A 19,563-nucleotide genomic window follows, 5' to 3' on the forward strand; every position below is an offset into this window, starting at 1 on the left:
TAATCGCTAAATCGGCTGTTTGACAGCTTCAACCCTGCACGACGCAGGTGGCCAGGTGTGCAGCAAGCGCATCCCAGGCAATACTTTGTTGTTCGCCCTGGCCACGCAGGGGTTTGAAACCTACCACTTGCTGGGCCATCTCATCGTCACCGAGGATCAGCGCATACAGCGCACCGCTCTTGTCGGCCTTCTTGAATTGGCTTTTGAAGCTGCCGGCGCCGGCATTGACTTGCAGGCGCAGGTTGGGCAATTGATCACGAACACGTTCGCTCAGGGCCAGGCCCGCTAGCTCCGCCGCTTCACCGAAGGCGCAGAGATAGACGTCGACCTGACGGGAGATTTCTTCCGGGATCTGCTCCAGGGTTTCAAGCAACAGCACCAAGCGCTCGATACCCATGGCGAAACCAACGCCTGCGGTCGGCTTGCCGCCCATCTGCTCGACCAGACCGTCGTAACGACCACCGGCACACACGGTGCCCTGGGCGCCCAACTTGTCGGTGACCCATTCGAAAACGGTCTTGCTGTAGTAATCCAGCCCGCGAACCAGCTTCGGGTTGATCACATAAGGAATGCCGGCGGCGTCCAGACGAGCCTTGAGGCCCTCGAAGTGCACGCGGGACTCATCATCGAGGTAGTCGGCCATTTTCGGCGCGTCTACCAGGATGGCTTGCGTTTCGGCGTTCTTGGTATCCAGAACCCGCAACGGGTTGGTCTTCAGACGGCGCTGGCTGTCTTCGTCCAGCTTGTCCAGATGCGCGGAGAGAAACTCGACCAGCGCTTCACGATAACGACCGCGCGACTCGGCAGTGCCCAGGCTGTTGAGTTCGAGCTTGACCGCATCACGGATGCCCAGCTCGCCCCACAGGCGCCAGGTCAGCACGATCAGCTCAGCATCGATGTCCGGACCGTCGAGATTGAACACCTCGACACCGATCTGATGGAACTGGCGATAACGGCCTTTCTGTGGACGCTCGTGACGGAACATCGGGCCGATGTACCACAGTTTCTGCACCTGGCCACCGCCAGTGATGCCGTGCTCAAGCACTGCACGCACGCAGGCGGCCGTGCCTTCAGGACGCAGGGTCAGGGAGTCACCGTTACGGTCGTCGAAGGTGTACATCTCTTTTTCGACGATGTCAGTCACTTCACCGATGGAGCGTTTGAACAGCTCAGTGAACTCGACGATCGGCATGCGGATCTGCTTGTAACCGTAGTTATCCAGCAGACGCGAAACAGTGCCCTCGAAATGACGCCACAGGGGAGTCTGTTCGGGCAGGATATCGTTCATGCCGCGAATGGCTTGCAGAGACTTGCTCACAATAAATCCTTAAATTCGTTCGGCTCGTTAGTCAGGCTCAGCCACGCGCAATAACGGCAGCGTCAGCTTCGACCTTTTCGGCCGCTTTCTGGCGGATCAAGCGTTCAAGCTCATCCACCAGATTGTCATTCGTCAGTTTCTGCGACGGCTTGCCGTCGATGTAAATCAGGTTTGGTGTGCCGCCGGTCAAGCCGATATGGGCTTCTTTGGCTTCACCGGGCCCGTTGACCACGCATCCGATGACCGCGACATCCAGCGGCACCAGCAGGTCTTCGAGACGCCCTTCCAGCTCGTTCATGGTTTTGACAACATCGAAGTTCTGCCGCGAGCAGCTCGGGCAGGCGATGAAGTTGATGCCACGGGAACGCAGATGCAGGGATTTGAGAATGTCGTAGCCGACTTTCACTTCCTCGACCGGGTCAGCCGCCAACGAGATGCGAATAGTATCGCCAATCCCTTCGGCGAGCAGCATACCGAGGCCCACGGCGGATTTCACTGTGCCTGAACGCAAACCACCCGCTTCAGTGATACCCAGGTGCAGCGGCTGGACGATTTCCTTGGCCAACAGGCGGTAGGCTTCGACGGCCATGAACACGTCGGAGGCCTTCACGCTGACCTTGAAGTCCTGGAAATTCAGGCGCTCGAGGTGCTCGACGTGACGCAGGGCTGACTCGACCAGCGCAGCCGGGGTGGGCTCGCCGTACTTCTTTTGCAGGTCTTTTTCCAGGGAGCCGGCATTGACACCGATGCGGATCGGAATCCCGCGATCACGGGCCGCATCGACCACCGCACGTACACGGTCTTCACGACCGATATTGCCCGGGTTGATCCGCAGGCAGTCAACACCCAACTCGGCCACGCGCAATGCAATCCGGTAGTCGAAGTGGATGTCAGCGACCAAGGGCACTTTGACCAGTTGCTTGATCTTGCCGAAGGCTTCAGCGGCATCCATGTCCGGCACGGAAATGCGCACGATATCGACGCCAGCAGCTTCCAGACGATTGATCTGGGCTACGGTGGCGGCAACGTCATTGGTGTCGCTGTTGGTCATGCTCTGCACAGCGATAGGCGCATCGCCGCCAACAGGCACGTTACCGACCCAGATCTTGCGGGATTCGCGACGTTTGATTGGAGATTCGCCGTGCATGACTTATTGACCCAACTTCAGGCGAGCAGTCTCGCCACTGGTGAACGGAGCGACATCAACCGCCTGACCGTTGTAGCTGACCTGCGCGCCACGGGCGAAGCCCAGACGCACAGAAAACGGCGGCTTGCCGCTGACGGAAACGCTGTCGCCTTTACGCTTGAGACCACTCAACAATACCTTGCCAGCGCCATCGGTCACTTGCGCCCAGCAGTCTGCGGTGAACTTCAGCTGAACCTGGCCTTGGCCGGCCACTGGAGCTGTCGTGGCTGGAGCGGGAGCGCTCGGAGCGGTCACCACCGGTGCTGGGACGGCTGGAACAGCCGGAGCCGGAGCGGCCGGTGCTGCAACAACTGGAGCGACGTTGTGTGTCGGGGTAACCGGCGTCGGCGCTGTCGGAACAACAGCAGGTGCGGCGCCTTCGGCTTCAGCCGGCGCTTCGGAGGAGGTTTCAGCTTGCGGTAACGCCAGCGGAGTAGCGCTTTCAGCCTGACCTTGCGCGACGGCCTGGTCTTCCGGCTCGTCCAGCGGATGAATCTGGGTGGTGCCGTCGGCGCCTTCCACTTCAACGTGCTCCGGAGTGAGGCCGATCAAGTCCTTGGTACGCAGCGAGGTTTGATCCTGCCACCAGACAAAACCGCCACCAATCACGGCGATCAGCAACAACAGGCTGACAATTCGCAAAATAGTATGGGAAACCCGCACCGGCTCTTCGATACGACCCAGGCTGTGCACGCTGCTGCCGTGGGAATCGGTGCCCGTCGATTGGTCGAACTGCTGGACAAGAACGGCCTGGTCCATGCCCAGCAATTTGGCGTAAGCACGGATATAACCGCGAGCAAAGGTATGCCCAGGCAGCTTGTCGAATGCGCCGGCTTCCAGATTGCTCAAGGAGGTGACAGTGAGGTTGAGCTTGAGGGCCACTTCGGCCAGCGACCAGCCATTGCTTTCGCGGGCCTGGCGCAAAGTCTCACCGGGGTTAACGCGATTCGCTGCTACAACTTCGGGATGCGCCGCTTTCATCATTGCTCCGACAGGTATTGCTGATATTCCGGGGTACCGGGATAGAGTCGTTTTAGTTGCAGGCTCGCACTGGCGGCCTTGTCGCGATCATCGAACACTGTTGCCAGCCGAACGCCGAGCAATAGACTACGTGCATTTTGCTCGGCCAGCAGACTAAAACGATCGTAATAGTCACGCGCGGGCACATAATGCCTGTCTTCGAAGGACAACTCAGCCATTTCGAGTAATGCACGTGGCTGTTGGCGATTCAAACGCAGGGCTTTTTCCAATTGCTGCTGCGCGAGATCGCGCTCACCCAGCTTTGATGCGGTCATGCCCAGGTTCTCGAATACTCGCGAACGCTCAGGATACAGCGTATCGGCGGCGGCCTGTTCAAAGCGCTCGTACGCCTCTTTGTAACGTCTTTCCTCGAACAGAAAGCTGCCGTAGTTGTTCAAGATTCGCGCATCGTCGGGGCGGGAAGACAGCGCCTTGCGAAAATGCTGGTCTGCCAATTCAGGCTCCATTTCAGCCTGAAACACCAACCCGAGTGCCGCATTGGCATCCGGGTCCGAGTCATCCAGCTCCAATGCCTTTTTCAGCGGGATTTTAGCGCGTTCGGTCATGCCTTGTTGCAAGTAGCCCAAGCCCAGTTGCACGTAAGCAACTCGCGCCTCATCACGGCCCTTGCTGGTCTTCATCGGGTTGAAATCGCCCGACAGGACACAACCAGCACACAGGCTGGCCCACAGCAAAAGCAGCGCGAAGCGCAGGGACATAGAGATCCTCTCTTGAATTATTTCGCGGCGTTTTTGGCCATATCGTTTTCGGCGCTCAACTCGCGCACGGCGATATAACGTTCGCTGCGACGGGTGCGATCCAGCACCTGCCCTACCAATTGGCCACACGCGGCATCGATGTCTTCACCGCGGGTGGTGCGTACGGTGACATTGAAGCCTGCATGGTGAAGCTGATCCTGAAACCGGCGAATCGCGTTGTTGCTCGGGCGCTCGTAACCGGAATGCGGGAACGGGTTGAACGGAATCAGGTTGATCTTGCACGGGATGTTCTTGAGCAACTCGATCATTTCAACGGCATGTTCAACCTTGTCGTTGATGTCCTTGAGCAAGGTGTACTCGATGGTCAGCACGCGCTTTTCGCCCAGGGACGACATATAGCGCTGGCACGACTCGAGCAGCATCTTAAGCGGATACTTCTTGTTGATCGGCACCAATTGGTTACGCAATGCGTCATTCGGTGCGTGCAGCGACAACGCCAGGGAGACGTCGATGTGCTTGGACAGCTCATCAATCATCGGCACCACGCCGGAGGTCGACAGGGTCACACGGCGCTTGGAAATGCCGTAACCCAGGTCGTCCATCATCAGATGCATGGCCGCAACGACGTTGTCGAAGTTCAGCAGCGGCTCGCCCATGCCCATCATCACCACGTTGGTGATGGCACGGTCGGCGGTCGCCGGGATGCTGCCGAACGATTTATTGGCAATCCACACCTGACCGATGACTTCGGCGGCGGTGAGGTTGCTGTTGAAACCTTGCTTGCCGGTGGAGCAGAAACTGCAATCCAGGGCACAGCCTGCCTGGGACGAAACGCACAGAGTGCCGCGCTTGCCTTGGGGAATGTACACAGTCTCGACGCAGCTGCCGGACGCCACGCGCACCACCCACTTACGGGTGCCGTCGGTGGAAATGTCCTCGCTGACCACTTCAGGACCGCGAACTTCGGCAATAACCTTGAGCTTGTCGCGCAAGGCCTTGCTGACGTTCGTCATGGCGTCGAAATCATCGACGCCAAGGTGGTGAATCCATTTCATTACCTGACCGGCACGGAAACGCTTCTCCCCGATTGAGTCGAAGAATTTTTCCATTTCCTGTTGAGTCAGACCCAGCAGGTTGGTTTTTACAGTCGATGTAGTCATGGATTCACCTTCACTCTTAAGCAATGCTTAGCGAGTGGTTACTTCAGTAGCTGCGAAGAAGTACGAGATTTCGCGAGCAGCAGCGGCTTCGGAGTCCGAACCGTGTACAGCGTTGGCATCGATGGAATCAGCGAAGTCAGCGCGGATGGTGCCGGCAGCAGCTTCTTTAGGGTTGGTAGCGCCCATCAGCTCACGGTTCAGAGCGATAGCGTTTTCGCCTTCCAGTACCTGAACAACAACCGGGCCGGAGATCATGAAAGCAACCAGGTCGCCGAAGAAACCACGAGCGCTGTGCTCAGCGTAGAAGCCTTCAGCTTCAGCTTTGGACAGTTGCTTCAGTTTCGAAGCTACAACGCGCAGGCCTGCTTTTTCGAAACGAGTGGTGATCTCGCCGATGACGTTTTTTGCAACAGCGTCGGGCTTGATGATGGAGAAAGTACGTTGAACAGCCATGGTGTAACTCCAGAAACGGTAATTTGTGAAAAATTAAACCCGCGAATTATACGCGGGTTATTGGGTATTGCCTAACTGCGTACGGCGCAGACTCAGTCTGCTTCTTCGATCCAGGCGGCCTGAATGGCTTCAAGCACCTTCTCGCCACCGCGGGTCGGATCATCACTGAATTCCGGCAATGCCAGCACCCATTGGTGCAGATCGACGAAGTTCACATAACGCGGATCCACTTCCGGCCTGGACTCAGCCAACTGGATCGCGATTTCCAGCACATCAACCCATTTCAGACTCATGTCGCTTCCTTGAATCAGTGCGGCGCTTCAGCCGCATGGTTGAGCGAATATTTCGGAATTTCAACGGTCAGGTCTTCAGTCCCGACTTTGGCCTGACAGGCCAGGCGGGACTGAGCTTCCAGCCCCCAAGCCTTATCAAGATAGTCTTCTTCCAGCTCGTCAGCCTCTTCCAGCGAGTCAAAGCCTTCACGAATCAGGCAGTGACAGGTGGTGCAGGCACAGACGCCGCCACAGGCACTTTCCATCTCGATATGGTGCTCATGCGCCAGTTCGAGGATGGACGTACCGGTCTCAGCTTCAACAACCATGCCATCCGGGCAAAACTTCTCGTGTGGCAGAAAAATGACCTGCGGCATCGTTATTCCTCAATCTCATTCAGGTTGCGCCCCGCCAGCGCGGCTTTCACCGTCGAATCCAGGCGGCGGGCAGCAAAGGCGTCGGTCACTTGCGACAGACGCTTGGTCTGCTGCTCGATGGCGTAACCATCAGTACCTTTCATCAGTTCGGTCAGTTCCTGCACCTGCATGTCGATGACCAGACGCTCTTCGGCGTCGAGCAAACGCTCGCCATCAGCCTCCAGAGCCGCCTGCACCGCTTCAATCAGGCGTTGTGCGTCGACCTGCTGCTCACGCAGCACACGGGCGACCTTGTCGTCATTGGCGTGCTGGAACGAATCCTTGAGCATCTTGGCGATTTCGCCGTCGGTCAGACCGTAGGACGGCTTGACCTGAATGCTCGCTTCAACGCCCGAACCCAATTCACGAGCCGAGACGCTGAGCAGACCGTCGGCATCGACCTGGAAGGTCACGCGAATCTTCGCCGCACCGGCCACCATCGCCGGAATGCCGCGCAATTCAAAGCGCGCCAGGGAGCGGCAGTCGCTGATCAGCTCGCGCTCGCCTTGCAACACATGAATCGCCATGGCCGACTGGCCGTCTTTGTAGGTGGTGAAGTCCTGAGCACGAGCGACGGGGATGGTGGTGTTGCGCGGAATCACCTTCTCCATCAGTCCGCCCATGGTTTCCAACCCCAGGGACAACGGAATCACGTCAAGCAACAGCAGTTCATCGCCATCGCGCTTGTTACCAGCCAGCGTATCAGCCTGGATCGCAGCACCGATGGCCACCACTTGATCCGGATCGATTTCAGTCAGCGGCTGACGACCAAAGGCTTCAGCGACCGCCTCGCGAACGCGCGGCACGCGAGTCGAGCCGCCAACCATGACCACCGCATGAACTTCGTCCAACTCGACACCGGAATCACGCACCGCACGGCGGCAGGCTTTCAGGCTGCGAGCGACCATCGGTTCGATCAGCGCATCAAAGGCTTCGCGGGTCAGCTCGGCTTTCCAGTCGCCGTGAGCCACTTCAACCGACGAGGCATTGGTCAGCGCTTCTTTGGCCGCACAGGCCGTTTGTAGCAGTTGACGCTGCGCGCCCGGATCGAGGTCGGCGGACAAACCGGCGCTCTCGATGATCCAGCCAGCAATCGCGTGATCGAAGTCATCGCCGCCCAGCGCGCTGTCGCCGCCGGTAGCCAACACTTCAAACACACCGCCGGTCAGGCGCAGAATCGAAATATCGAAGGTGCCGCCGCCCAAGTCATAAATGGCGACCAGGCCTTCAGCGTGTTGATCCAGCCCGTAAGCGACCGCCGCAGCAGTTGGCTCATTGAGCAAGCGCAGCACGTTCAGACCAGCCAGTTTGGCCGCATCCTTGGTGGCTTGACGCTGCGCATCATCGAAATAGGCCGGAACGGTGATCACGGCTCCGACCAGCTCACCACCCAACGTCGCTTCGGCGCGCTGACGCAGCACTTTGAGGATGTCGGCGGAGACTTCGACCGGGCTTTTCGGCCCCTGGATGGTGTCTATGAACGGCATGTGCGATTCGCCACCGACAAAGCGGTACGGCAGTTGATCGCCCAATTGCTTGACGTCGGACAAACCACGACCCATCAAGCGCTTGACCGACAGCACCGTGTTCAACGGATCGGTAGCGGCAGCCAGCTTGGCTGACTCGCCGACTTCGACGCGATCGGCGTGATAACGCACGGCAGACGGCAGAATGACCCGCCCATCAGCATCGGCAAGAGGCTCGGAAAGACCACTGCGCAACGCAGCGACCAGCGAATTGGTAGTGCCCAAGTCGATCCCCACAGCCAGACGACGCTGGTGCGGTTGAGGACTTTGGCCGGGTTCGGCGATCTGCAGTAGGGCCATTGGTATCAGGACTTATCTGTATATCAGGCGTGCGACCGGAGCGGCACTGGGTTAATCGTCGAGGCGCTCTTCTAACTGGCGCACTTCGTAGGTGAGCTTGTCGAGGAACTGCATGCGCCGCATCAGGCGTTCGGCCTGTTCACGGTGCGCCGCGTCATTCCAACAAGCCGCGAAGCTTTGGTTCAGTACATCCTGAGCGGTTTTCAGCCGACGCTTGAACGCTGCAACACCCGCCATATCGGCACTGTCTTGCAGGTCTTCAAGCTCTTCACGCAGCGCCATCTGCTGCAGAAGAAACTCCGGATCATGCACCGTGACCTCCAGCGGCAGCTCGCCACAATTCAAAGCAAGCAAGTAACGCGCACGCTTTGGGGGACTTTTGAGCGTCTGGTAGGCCTCGTTGAGGCTCGCGGATTGCTCTAGCGCCAACCGCTGCTCACGCTCGGAAGCATCAGCAAAGCGGTCCGGATGAACACTGCGCGCCAACTCACGGTAGCGCGTAGCCAGCTGATCGAGGTCCAGATTGAAACTCGGTTGCAGCTCAAATAAAGCGAAATGACAAGGAGTACCCACGACAAGCCTCAGATGTTGAAGCTTTCGCCGCAGCCACATTCACCGCGTACGTTGGGGTTGTTGAACTTGAAGCCTTCGTTCAACCCTTCCTTGACGAAATCGAGCTCGGTGCCGTCCAGGTAGGCCAGGCTTTTCGGGTCGATAATCACTTTTTCACCGTGACTTTCGAACACCTGATCCTCTTCAACCACCTCGTCGACAAACTCCAGCACGTAGGCAAGGCCGGAACAGCCTGTGGTGCGAACACCCAGACGAATCCCTTCACCTTTGCCGCGCCCGTCGAGGGAGCGCCGCACGTGTCGAGCAGCCGCTTCTGTCATGCTGATAGCCATCGGTGACTCCTTACTCGTCGCCAAAACCTGAAAGTCAGATCAAGCCTTTCTTCTGCTTGTAGTCGCGAACGGCCGCTTTGATAGCGTCTTCAGCGAGTACGGAGCAGTGAATTTTCACTGGCGGCAGGGCCAGTTCTTCAGCCAGCTGAGTGTTCTTGATGGTCTCTGCTTCATCCAGAGTCTTGCCTTTCATCCACTCGGTCGCCAGGGAGCTGGAGGCGATAGCCGAACCGCAACCATAAGTCTTGAACTTGGCGTCTTCGATGATGCCTTGCTCGTTGACCTTGATTTGCAGGCGCATAACGTCGCCGCATGCCGGAGCGCCGACCATGCCGGTGCCGACATCAGGATCTTCCGCGTCCATCTTGCCGACGTTGCGCGGGTTTTCGTAGTGGTCGATGACCTTTTCGCTGTAAGCCATGATGCTTATTCCTCACTCATCAGAGAGTCGCTCTTTAAGCCCTGCAAAATTTGGTTTGACAGGGCCGGTTCGCGGCGACTTGAAATCAGTGTGCCGCCCACTCGATTTTCGAAATGTCGACACCGTCTTTGTACATGTCCCACAGCGGCGACAGAGTGCGCAGCTTGGTAACGGCCTCGCAGACTTTCTGCGCGGCGTAGTCGATTTCTTCTTCGGTAGTGAAACGGCCGAAGGTGAAGCGAATCGAGCTGTGTGCCAGTTCGTCGTTGCGGCCCAGGGCGCGCAGTACGTACGAAGGCTCCAGTGATGCGGAGGTGCAAGCCGAACCGGACGACACTGCCAGATCCTTGAGCGCCATGATCAGCGACTCGCCTTCAACGTAGTTGAAGCTCAGGTTCAGGTTGTGCGGTACGCGAGCGGTCATGCTGCCGTTGATGTACAGCTCTTCCAGGCCTTCGACCTGTTTGAAGAAGCGGTCACTCAGGGCTTTGATACGGACGTTTTCGGCAGCCATGTCTTCTTTGGCCACACGGAAAGCTTCACCCATACCGACGATCTGGTGGGTCGCCAGGGTACCGGAACGCATGCCACGCTCGTGACCGCCGCCGTGCATGGTCGCTTCGATGCGAACACGCGGCTTGCGGCTGACGTACAGCGCGCCGATGCCTTTAGGACCATAGGTTTTGTGGGCAGAGAACGACATCAGGTCGACTTTCAGCTTCGACAGGTCGATATCGACCTTGCCGGTGGACTGAGCGGCATCGACGTGGAACAGGATGCCCTTGGAACGGGTCAATTCGCCGATGGCGGCGATGTCGTTGATGGTGCCGATTTCGTTGTTTACGTGCATGACCGAGACCAGGATCGTGTCGTCACGCAGTGCCGCTTCGATCATGGCCGGCGTTACCAGACCATCAGTCTGAGGCTCGAGGTAGGTCACTTCGAAGCCTTCACGCTCCAATTGGCGCATGGTGTCGAGGACAGCCTTGTGCTCAATCTTGGTGGTGATCAAGTGTTTGCCTTTGGTCGCATAGAAATGCGCCGCACCCTTGATTGCCAGGTTGTCGGATTCGGTGGCACCGGAGGTCCAGACGATTTCACGCGGATCGGCGTTGACCAGGTCGGCGACCTGACGGCGGGCGTTTTCGACGGACTCTTCAGCTTTCCAACCGAACACATGGGAACGGGACGCCGGGTTACCGAAGTTTCCGTCGACCAGCAGGCATTCGCTCATTTTTTGCGCAACACGCGGATCAACCGGGGTGGTCGCAGAGTAATCAAGGTAAATCGGCAATTTCATGGACTATCTCCTAAATCAGGCTGGCTGGCGTGCCGTTAGCTCTTTGGCTGTCATTCGACGGCGGACGCTTCAATCTTGTCCAGGCGTGGCGCCTTGCTGTTGCAACGGCGCTGGTCCTGACGCTGGGCTATATCTTGTACCTCACGGCGAGTCACAAGGTCAGCCAAGCTGATACCGCTCAGAAATTCGTGAATCTGCAGGCTCAGGTCGCACCACAAGTGATGTGTCAGACAGGTATCGCCTGAATGGCAATCGCCTTGACCCTGGCATTTGGTTGCATCGACCGATTCGTTCACTGCATCGATCACCTGAGCCACCTGAATGCCCTGCATGTCGCGGGACAACTGGTAGCCGCCGCCCGGACCACGGACGCTGGACACCAGATTGCTGCGGCGCAACTTGGCGAAAAGCTGTTCGAGGTAGGACAGAGAGATGCCTTGGCGCTCGGAGATATCGGCCAGGGACACCGGCCCGTGCTGCGCGTGCAACGCCAGATCGAGCATGGCGGTCACGGCGTATCGGCCTTTTGTAGTCAGTCGCATGGACAATTACCACGGAGTTCAGAATGGGCCGAGTATGCAATTCCCGAGTATTTAAGTCAACTATAAGACCTAGTACTTTAGTCAGGTTTACCCACAAAAGAGCGGCCGCATCATAGCAAAGGCTGGGCGGTTACAGCCAGCAATTGCGCGTTATCGTTCATCGCGAGCAGGCTCGCTCCCACAGGGAATCGCATTTCAATTGTGGGAGCGAGCCTGCTCGCGATGGGGTCAGCGTGGTTTAGCTGGCCTGACTCTGATCCTTGTCCTTCACACAGGCGAAGTCTTCTTCGCGCAGTTCAGGCAGTTCTTTCGCACAGTAATTACTACCCAGATCCTTCAGTGCGCCACACATCCCCTCCAGACGCCCATCGACCGCCTGCAAGTGGTCCAGCAACTGACCAATGGCACGCGCTACCGGGTCCGGCATGTCTTCGCCGACACCGTAGGCATCGAAGCCGATCTTCTCGGCCATGGCTTTACGCTTGGCATCCTGCTCGTCATCGGACTTGACGATGATCCGCCCCGGAATTCCCACCACCGTAGCCCCCGGAGGAACCGCTTTGGTCACTACAGCATTGGAACCGACTTTGGCACCCGCGCCGACGGTAAACGGGCCAAGTACTTTGGCGCCCGCACCGACAACCACGCCATCTTCAAGGGTCGGGTGACGCTTGCCCTTGTTCCAGCTGGTCCCGCCCAGCGTCACACCTTGATAAAGGGTGACGTCGTTGCCGATCTCGGCGGTTTCACCAATGACGATGCCCATACCATGGTCAATAAAGAAGCGACGACCCACCTTGGCACCTGGATGGATCTCGATCCCGGTCAACCAGCGACCGAAGTTCGACACCAGCCGCGCCAGCCATTTCAGCTCTGCGCGCCACAAGGCCGCCGACAGACGGTGAATCCAGATGGCATGCATACCCGGGTAGCACGTCAGAACTTCAAAGGCGTTGCGCGCTGCCGGGTCACGATGGAAAACACTCTGGATATCTTCACGCAAACGCTCGAACATTTTTAATCCTTCCGCTTTAGAAGCTCGCCACGGGCCGCTTTTTGGGTTTCCGTGAGGATGCCACGCAATATATTCATTTCCGCCCGACTGACCGAGCTACGTCCGTACAACCGGCGTAGGCGCGCCATCAAGTGCCGGGGTTTTTCCGGATCGAGGAATTCGATGGCCACCAGGGTTTGCTCCAGGTGCTCATAGAATCGCTCCAGCTCATCCATGGTCGCCAGCTCACCACTTTTGGTGGACGCCACTTCATCCTTCTCGACCTTGCTCGGCTGCCCTTGGGCCGCGAGCCAGGACATGCGCACTTCATAGCCCAGCACCTGCACCGCCGCCCCAAGGTTCAGTGAACTGAACTCAGGGTCTGATGGAATGTGCACGTGATAATGACATCGCTGCAGCTCTTCATTGGTCAGGCCGGAATCTTCACGACCAAATACCAAGGCAATCTCGGCGCCCTGCCCAGCCTCTTCTACCACTTTCACACCGCATTCGCGGGGATCGAGCAACGGCCAGGGAATGCGACGGTCACGCGCACTGGTGCCGAGCACCAGATTGCAGCCGACCAAGGCATCTTCCAAAGTGGCGACGACTTGCGCGTTTTCAAGAATATCCCCGGCACCGGAAGCACGGGCATCGGCTTCGTGATGCGGGAACAACCGCGGTTCGACCAGCACCAGCCGCGACAGGCCCATGTTCTTCATGGCACGCGCAGCCCCGCCGATGTTGCCGGGATGGCTGGTATTGACCAGGACGACACGAATGTTATGCAGCACGGAGGCGCTCTCAAACACAGAATTAGGGAGCCGAATCTTACAGTTACTACTACCGTTAAGCTATGAAAGCGAACACCGACCTTCACCTGTAGAAAAGTTCTGATAGAATGCCCGGCTTTCTTTAACAACCTTAGGTGACACATCCATGCAGCCCATGCTGAATATCGCGCTGCGCGCCGCCCGCAGCGCCAGTGAATTGATTTTCCGCTCCATCGAGCGCCTGGATACCATCAAGGTCGACGAAAAAGACGCCAAGGATTACGTATCCGAGGTGGATCGCGCCGCCGAACAGAAAATCATCGATGCACTGCGCAAGGCTTACCCGAATCACTCGATCCTGGGTGAAGAAACCGGCATGCACGCCGGCAACGGCATCGAAGGCGAAGAGTACCTGTGGATCATTGATCCGCTGGACGGCACCACCAACTTCCTGCGTGGCATTCCTCACTTCGCTGTCAGCATCGCCTGCAAATACCGTGGTCGCCTGGAACACGCTGTTGTTCTGGACCCGGTTCGTCAGGAAGAATTCACCGCCAGCCGTGGTCGCGGCGCCCAACTGAACGGTCGTCGCCTGCGCGTCAGCGGTCGCACCAGCCTGGACGGCGCCCTGCTGGGTACCGGCTTCCCGTTCCGTGACGATCAGATGGACAACCTTGAAAATTACCTGGGCATGTTCCGCGCCCTGGTTGGCCAGACCGCCGGCATCCGCCGCGCCGGCTCGGCGAGCCTGGACCTGGCCTATGTGGCTGCCGGTCGTTTCGACGCGTTCTGGGAGTCGGGCCTGTCCGAGTGGGACATGGCCGCAGGCGCCCTGCTGATCCAGGAAGCCGGTGGTTTGATCAGCGACTTCACCGGCGGTCACGACTTCCTTGAAAAAGGCCACGTCGTTGCCGGTAACACCAAGTGCTTCAAAGCAGTGTTGACGGCGATCCAGCCGCACCTGCCGCCTTCGCTGAAGCGCTAAGCGCCCAGCGACAGAGAAAGCACCCTTCGGGGTGCTTTTTTTATGCCCATGATTTGTTTATCACCCCCACCCCCTGTGGGAGCCGGGCTTGCCCGCGATAGCGTTGTGTCAACCACCATGAATAGTGCAGGTGAAACCGCCATCGCGGGCAAGCCCGGCTCCCACAGGGTTTCAGGTGTTCCCGCAGCTGTATTCCAGGCACAAAAAAAGCACCTCGAAAGGTGCTTTTTTTTGACTCTCAAACCGGAGTATTTAGCGGTTCTCGTCATTCTGCGACAGGATCAGCTTGCCTTCCTTATCGACCGGAATCTGGTTACCCGGATCGCGATCCATCCGCACTTTGCCTTCCTTGCCATCCAGCGAATACCGAACATCGTAACCAACAACCTTGTCGCTGATGTCATTCACGGTATTGCAACGAGTTTGAGTCGTGGTGTAGGTGTCACGCTCTTGCATGCCTTCTTGAACCTTGTTACCCGCGTAACCACCACCAACCGCGCCCGCGACCGTAGCAATTTTCTTGCCGGTGCCGCCGCCGATCTGATTACCCAGCAAGCCACCCGCTAATGCACCGACCACCGTACCGGCGATCTGATGCTGATCTTTGACCGGCGCCTGCCGAGTCACGGTAACGTCCTTGCAAACTTCACGTGGCGTCTTGATCTGTGTCTTGACCGGTTCAACGGCTAGTACTTGCGCATACTGAGGGCCGCTTTTAACCAAGCTGTAGGTGGCAACAGCACCCCCGGCAGTTACACCGACAGCACCCAAAACCGCACCAACCAGCATCGACTTGTTCACATGAACCTCCTGACCATCACATGCGGGAAAACCCGCGCTTCTCCCAGCCTTGGAGCACAAAAAAAGGCGCGAGTTCAACTCGCGCCTTTTTTGGCAGACAGCTGGAAAGCGATAACCGTTATGGACGGTCGTCGACTTCCTTCTCGGTCGCCGCAGGAGGAATCAAATCCTCGCTGTTGAGGTTCAGCCAGATCAGTACCACGTTCGCGATGTAGATCGACGAGTAAGTACCCGCCAGAACACCGATGAACAGGGCAATGGAGAAGCCGAACAGGTTGTCGCCACCGAAGAACAGCAAGGCCGAAATCGCCAGCAACGTCGAGATCGACGTCGCCATGGTCCGCAGCAGGGTTTGCGTGGTCGAGATGTTGATGTTCTCGATCAGCGATGCCTTGCGCAGCACACGGAAGTTCTCACGAACCCGGTCGAATACCACGATGGTGTCGTTGAGCGAGTAACCAATGATCGCCAGCACCGCCGCCAATACCGTCAGATCGAAGGTGATCTGGAAGAACGACAGGATACCGATGGTCACGATCACGTCGTGGATCAACGAAACAATCGCACCGACCGCAAACTTCCACTGAAAGCGGAACGCCAGGTAGATCAGGATGCCGCCCAGCGCCATCAGCATGCCGAGGCCGCCCTGGTCGCGCAGCTCTTCACCGACCTGCGGGCCGACGAACTCGACGCGCTTGACCTGTGCCGGGTTATCGCCACCGACCTTTTGCAAGGCATCAGCCACCTGGTGACCCAGTTGCGGATCTTCACCCGGCATACGCACCAGCAAGTCGGTAGTTGCACCAAAGCTTTGCACGATGGCCTCGTGATAACCCGCTGTCACCAACTGCTCACGCACCTTGGTGACGTCGGCCGGACGTTCGTAGGTCAGCTCAATGAGCGTACCGCCGGTGAAGTCCAGACCCCAGTTCATGCCCTTGTGGAAGACGCTGAAAATGGCCAGCGCCGTAAGGAACAATGTGACGCCGAACGCAAAGTTGCGAACGCCCATGAAGTTGATTGTACGTAACATGGCAGCCCCTTAAATCCACAACTTCTTGAAGTCACGACCGCCGAAGATCAGGTTGACCATCGCGCGGGTCACCATGATGGCCGTGAACATCGAGGTAAAGATCCCGAGGGACATGGTCACTGCGAAGCCTTTGACGGGACCTGTGCCCATCGCAAAGAGAATCCCGCCGACCAGCAATGTTGTCAGGTTGGCGTCGAGAATCGCGGTGAATGCCCGGCCGAAGCCTTCGTTGATTGCCCGTTGTACGGTCATGCCCGCCGCGATCTCTTCACGTATCCGCGAGAAGATCAGTACGTTGGCGTCGACCGCCATACCCATGGTCAACACGATACCGGCGATACCTGGCAGGGTCAGCGTTGCACCCAGCAAAGACATCAAGGCCAGCAACAGCACCATGTTCACCGCCAATGCGACGGTGGCGATGATGCCGAAGAAGCGGTAGATGGCGATGATAAACAGCGAGACAAACAGCATGCCCCACAGCGATGCATCGATACCTTTGGTGATGTTGTCGGCACCCAGGCTTGGACCAATGGTGCGCTCTTCAGCGAAGTACATCGGTGCAGCCAGACCACCGGCACGCAGCAGCAGCGCCAGTTCGGACGACTCGCCCTGACCGTTCAGACCAGTGATGCGGAACTGAGCACCCAGCGGCGACTGAATGGTCGCCAGGCTGATGATCTTCTTCTCTTCTTTAAACGTTTGAACCGCGACGTCTTTCTCGACGCCGTTGACCATTTGCTTGACGTAAGTGGTCACTGGACGCTGTTCGATGAAGATCACCGCCATGCTGCGACCGACATTGCTGCGAGTCGCACGACTCATCAGCTCGCCACCGTGGCCATCCAGACGGATGTTCACTTCTGGCGTGCCGTGCTCGCCGAAGCCAGCCTTGGCGTCAGTCACCTGGTCACCAGTGATGATCAGGCCACGCTCGATCTGTGCCGGCGGACGCTTGCCTTCACGGAACTCGAAAGTTTCGGAGGTGGCTTTCGACGCACCCGGCTCAGCGGCCAGACGGAACTCAAGGTTGGCCGTCTTGCCAAGGATACGCTTGGCTTCCGCGGTGTCCTGAACGCCTGGCAGCTCAACCACGATGCGGTTGGCGCCTTGACGCTGAACGATCGGTTCGGCAACACCCAGCTCGTTGACGCGGTTACGTACCGTGGTCAAGTTTTGCTTGATGGAGTATTCGCGGATTTCCGCCAGCTTGGCCGGGGTCATCGCCAGACGCAGCACCGGTTGACCATTGAGGTCAGCCGGAACAATGTCGAAATCGTTGAAGTTCTTGCGGATCAGCGCACGGGCTTCTTCGCGGGCTGCTTCATCAGTGAAGCCCAACTGAATGGCACCGTTGAATTGCGGCAGGCTGCGATAGCGCACTTTATCTTTACGCAACAGGCTCTTCACATCGCCTTCGTACACTTTCAAGCGTGCGTCGATTGCCTTGTCCATGTCCACTTCCAGCAGGAAGTGCACACCACCAGACAAGTCCAGACCCAGCTTCATCGGGTGCGCGCCAAGGCTGCGCAGCCATTGCGGCGTGGTTTGTGCCAGGTTCAGTGCAACGACGTAGTCATCACCCAACGCCTTGCGCACGACGTCTTTGGCAGGCAGCTGATCTTCAGCCTTGGTCAAACGAATCAGACCGCCCTTGCCGTTCGCCGACAGCGTTGCAGCCTTGACGTTGATCCCGGATTCCTTGAGCGCAGCGCTCACGCGATCCAGATCAGCCTGATTGACGAGCAGCGCAGTACTAGCACCGCTGACCTGAATGGCCGGGTCATCAGGATATAGATTGGGAGCGGAATAAATCAGACCGACCGCCAGCACCGCCAGGATCAGAATGTATTTCCACAGAGGGTATTTGTTCAGCATCACGCCGCCCGTTTATGACGCGGGGCGCCTTGCGCGCCCCGTCGATTGAATATGAAGTTGAAACTTAGATCGCTTTCAGCGTGCCTTTTGGCAGCGTGGCGGCAATAGCGCCTTTCTGGAACTTCATTTCGACAGTGTCGGAAACTTCCAGAACAACGAAATCGTCTGCCACTTTAGTGATCTTGCCGGCGATACCACCGGTGGTCACAACTTCATCGCCTTTTTGCAGGCTGCTCAGCAGGTTTTTCTGCTCTTTGGCGCGCTTGGCCTGTGGACGCCAGATCATCAGGTAGAAGATGACCAGGAAACCGACCAGGAAAATCCACTCAAAGCCGCCACCCATTGGGCCTGCCGCAGGTGCAGCAGCGTCAGCCATGGCATTAGAGATAAAAAAGCTCATTTAGCACTCCAGTTGCAAATGTTGAATCTTGGGGTCAGAAAACTCAGTCCAAAGGCGGAACAGGTAACCCGCGTTTGGCGTAGAAGGCATCGACAAAGGCGGCCAATGTACCCTGTTGAATAGCCTCGCGCAAACCAGCCATAAGCACTTGATAATGACGCAAGTTATGGATGGTATTGAGCATGCTCCCCAGCATTTCGCCGCACTTGTCCAGGTGATGCAGATAAGCACGGGAGAAGTTCTGGCAGGTATAGCAATCGCAGGTCGGATCGAGCGGCGAATCATCATGGCGATGGAACGCGTTACGGATCTTCAGCACGCCGGTGTCAATGAACAGATGCCCGTTGCGGGCATTACGGGTTGGCATCACGCAATCGAACATGTCCACACCGCGGCGCACACCCTCAACCAGATCTTCCGGTTTGCCAACGCCCATAAGGTAACGAGGTTTGTCAGCCGGCATCTGACCCGGCAGGTAATCCAGCACCTTGATCATTTCGTGCTTGGGCTCGCCCACCGACAGACCGCCAATGGCCAGGCCATCAAAGCCGATCTGGTCGAGGCCTTCCAGGGAGCGCATGCGCAAGTCCTGGTGCATGCCGCCCTGGACGATGCCAAACAGCGCCGCCGTGTTGTCGCCATGGGCTTCTTTCGAGCGCCTGGCCCAACGCAACGACAGCTCCATCGACACGCGAGCGACGTCTTCGTCAGCCGGGTACGGCGTGCATTCGTCGAAGATCATCACGATGTCCGAGCCCAGGTCACGCTGAACCTGCATCGACTCTTCCGGGCCCATGAACACTTTGGCGCCGTCGACCGGAGAAGCGAAGGTCACGCCCTCTTCCTTGATCTTGCGCATGGCGCCCAGGCTGAACACCTGAAAACCACCGGAGTCGGTCAGAATCGGGCCTTTCCACTGCATGAAATCGTGCAGGTCGCCGTGCTTCTTGATCACTTCAGTGCCAGGACGCAGCCACAAGTGGAAGGTGTTACCCAGAATGATTTCTGCGCCGGTGGCGGTGATATCCCGCGGCAGCATGCCCTTGACGGTGCCGTAGGTGCCCACCGGCATGAACGCCGGGGTTTCTACGGTGCCGCGTGGAAAGGTCAAACGACCGCGACGAGCCTTGCCGTCAGTAGCAAGCAACTCAAACGACATAC

Annotated in this window: 22 protein-coding genes; 1 reads left to right on the top strand and 21 read right to left on the bottom strand. The window is 57.9% G+C overall.

Annotated elements, in window-relative coordinates:
* Positions 1–28: 28 nt before the first annotated feature.
* The 16 genes from hisS to trmJ form a co-directional block, all read right to left on the bottom strand.
* Positions 29–1,318, bottom strand: coding sequence for a histidine--tRNA ligase (hisS, locus tag AC3ISI_RS23555; RefSeq protein WP_489334046.1), 1,290 nt, complete (start codon positions 1,316–1,318; stop codon positions 29–31).
* 37 nt (positions 1,319–1,355) lie between these two features.
* Positions 1,356–2,465, bottom strand: a complete 1,110-nt coding sequence (gene ispG, locus AC3ISI_RS23560) for a flavodoxin-dependent (E)-4-hydroxy-3-methylbut-2-enyl-diphosphate synthase (RefSeq protein WP_007944259.1) — start codon at positions 2,463–2,465, stop codon at positions 1,356–1,358.
* A 3-nt stretch (positions 2,466–2,468) separates the two neighbouring features.
* Complete coding sequence (locus AC3ISI_RS23565) at positions 2,469–3,485, bottom strand: RodZ domain-containing protein (protein WP_489334047.1); 1,017 nt, start codon at positions 3,483–3,485, stop codon at positions 2,469–2,471.
* Positions 3,485–4,243, bottom strand: a complete 759-nt coding sequence (gene pilW / locus AC3ISI_RS23570; RefSeq protein ID WP_489334048.1) for a type IV pilus biogenesis/stability protein PilW — start codon at positions 4,241–4,243, stop codon at positions 3,485–3,487. Before pilW ends, AC3ISI_RS23565 begins: the two co-directional genes overlap by 1 nt.
* A gap of 17 nt (positions 4,244–4,260) precedes the next feature.
* A complete protein-coding gene (gene rlmN, locus AC3ISI_RS23575) occupies positions 4,261–5,403 on the bottom strand; it encodes a dual-specificity RNA methyltransferase RlmN (protein WP_489334049.1) in 1,143 nt (380 codons plus the stop codon).
* Between the two features lie 27 nt (positions 5,404–5,430).
* Positions 5,431–5,856, bottom strand: a complete 426-nt coding sequence (gene ndk, locus AC3ISI_RS23580) for a nucleoside-diphosphate kinase (protein WP_007916882.1) — start codon at positions 5,854–5,856, stop codon at positions 5,431–5,433.
* A gap of 92 nt (positions 5,857–5,948) precedes the next feature.
* The gene (gene iscX / locus AC3ISI_RS23585) at positions 5,949–6,149 is read right to left on the bottom strand and encodes a Fe-S cluster assembly protein IscX (RefSeq protein WP_007903597.1); all 201 of its coding nucleotides are present in this window, start codon (positions 6,147–6,149) and stop codon (positions 5,949–5,951) included.
* A 14-nt stretch (positions 6,150–6,163) separates the two neighbouring features.
* A complete protein-coding gene (gene fdx / locus AC3ISI_RS23590; RefSeq protein ID WP_131059381.1) occupies positions 6,164–6,505 on the bottom strand; it encodes an ISC system 2Fe-2S type ferredoxin in 342 nt (113 codons plus the stop codon).
* Between the two features lie 2 nt (positions 6,506–6,507).
* Complete coding sequence (hscA, locus tag AC3ISI_RS23595) at positions 6,508–8,370, bottom strand: Fe-S protein assembly chaperone HscA (protein WP_489334050.1); 1,863 nt, start codon at positions 8,368–8,370, stop codon at positions 6,508–6,510.
* 51 nt (positions 8,371–8,421) lie between these two features.
* Positions 8,422–8,943, bottom strand: a complete 522-nt coding sequence (hscB, locus tag AC3ISI_RS23600) for a co-chaperone HscB (protein WP_489334051.1) — start codon at positions 8,941–8,943, stop codon at positions 8,422–8,424.
* An 8-nt stretch (positions 8,944–8,951) separates the two neighbouring features.
* Complete coding sequence (iscA, locus tag AC3ISI_RS23605; RefSeq protein ID WP_027922750.1) at positions 8,952–9,275, bottom strand: iron-sulfur cluster assembly protein IscA; 324 nt, start codon at positions 9,273–9,275, stop codon at positions 8,952–8,954.
* Positions 9,276–9,309: 34 nt separating this feature from the next.
* Positions 9,310–9,696 carry a Fe-S cluster assembly scaffold IscU gene (gene iscU / locus AC3ISI_RS23610; protein WP_003443374.1) on the bottom strand — a complete coding sequence of 129 codons (387 nt, stop codon included), beginning with the start codon at positions 9,694–9,696 and terminating at the stop codon, positions 9,310–9,312.
* Between the two features lie 85 nt (positions 9,697–9,781).
* Positions 9,782–10,996 (bottom strand): IscS subfamily cysteine desulfurase, encoded by a 1,215-nt coding sequence (locus AC3ISI_RS23615; RefSeq protein ID WP_489334052.1) that lies wholly within the window; start codon positions 10,994–10,996, stop codon positions 9,782–9,784.
* A 50-nt stretch (positions 10,997–11,046) separates the two neighbouring features.
* Complete coding sequence (iscR, locus tag AC3ISI_RS23620; RefSeq protein ID WP_007948177.1) at positions 11,047–11,538, bottom strand: Fe-S cluster assembly transcriptional regulator IscR; 492 nt, start codon at positions 11,536–11,538, stop codon at positions 11,047–11,049.
* 238 nt (positions 11,539–11,776) lie between these two features.
* Positions 11,777–12,553 (bottom strand): serine O-acetyltransferase, encoded by a 777-nt coding sequence (cysE, locus tag AC3ISI_RS23625; RefSeq protein ID WP_007948179.1) that lies wholly within the window; start codon positions 12,551–12,553, stop codon positions 11,777–11,779.
* A gap of 2 nt (positions 12,554–12,555) precedes the next feature.
* Complete coding sequence (gene trmJ, locus AC3ISI_RS23630) at positions 12,556–13,326, bottom strand: tRNA (cytosine(32)/uridine(32)-2'-O)-methyltransferase TrmJ (RefSeq protein ID WP_140668441.1); 771 nt, start codon at positions 13,324–13,326, stop codon at positions 12,556–12,558.
* A 145-nt stretch (positions 13,327–13,471) separates the two neighbouring features.
* Here trmJ and suhB point away from each other — a divergent pair, with 145 nt between their 5' ends.
* Positions 13,472–14,290, top strand: coding sequence for a type III secretion system regulator SuhB (gene suhB, locus AC3ISI_RS23635; protein ID WP_007948182.1), 819 nt, complete (start codon positions 13,472–13,474; stop codon positions 14,288–14,290).
* Positions 14,291–14,542: 252 nt separating this feature from the next.
* On the opposite strand, the gene AC3ISI_RS23640 is transcribed toward suhB, so the two are convergent.
* From AC3ISI_RS23640 to tgt, 5 genes are all read right to left on the bottom strand, one after another.
* Positions 14,543–15,091 carry a glycine zipper 2TM domain-containing protein gene (locus AC3ISI_RS23640; protein ID WP_489334053.1) on the bottom strand — a complete coding sequence of 183 codons (549 nt, stop codon included), beginning with the start codon at positions 15,089–15,091 and terminating at the stop codon, positions 14,543–14,545.
* Between the two features lie 118 nt (positions 15,092–15,209).
* Complete coding sequence (gene secF, locus AC3ISI_RS23645; RefSeq protein WP_489334054.1) at positions 15,210–16,124, bottom strand: protein translocase subunit SecF; 915 nt, start codon at positions 16,122–16,124, stop codon at positions 15,210–15,212.
* Positions 16,125–16,133: 9 nt separating this feature from the next.
* Positions 16,134–18,002, bottom strand: coding sequence for a protein translocase subunit SecD (secD, locus tag AC3ISI_RS23650; protein WP_489334055.1), 1,869 nt, complete (start codon positions 18,000–18,002; stop codon positions 16,134–16,136).
* A gap of 64 nt (positions 18,003–18,066) precedes the next feature.
* Positions 18,067–18,402 carry a preprotein translocase subunit YajC gene (gene yajC, locus AC3ISI_RS23655; RefSeq protein WP_007982729.1) on the bottom strand — a complete coding sequence of 112 codons (336 nt, stop codon included), beginning with the start codon at positions 18,400–18,402 and terminating at the stop codon, positions 18,067–18,069.
* A 43-nt stretch (positions 18,403–18,445) separates the two neighbouring features.
* A complete protein-coding gene (tgt, locus tag AC3ISI_RS23660) occupies positions 18,446–19,561 on the bottom strand; it encodes a tRNA guanosine(34) transglycosylase Tgt (RefSeq protein ID WP_489337777.1) in 1,116 nt (371 codons plus the stop codon).
* Positions 19,562–19,563 lie beyond the last annotated feature (2 nt).

The sequence above is a fragment of the Pseudomonas sp. GL_139_B genome (genome assembly GCF_057834475.1).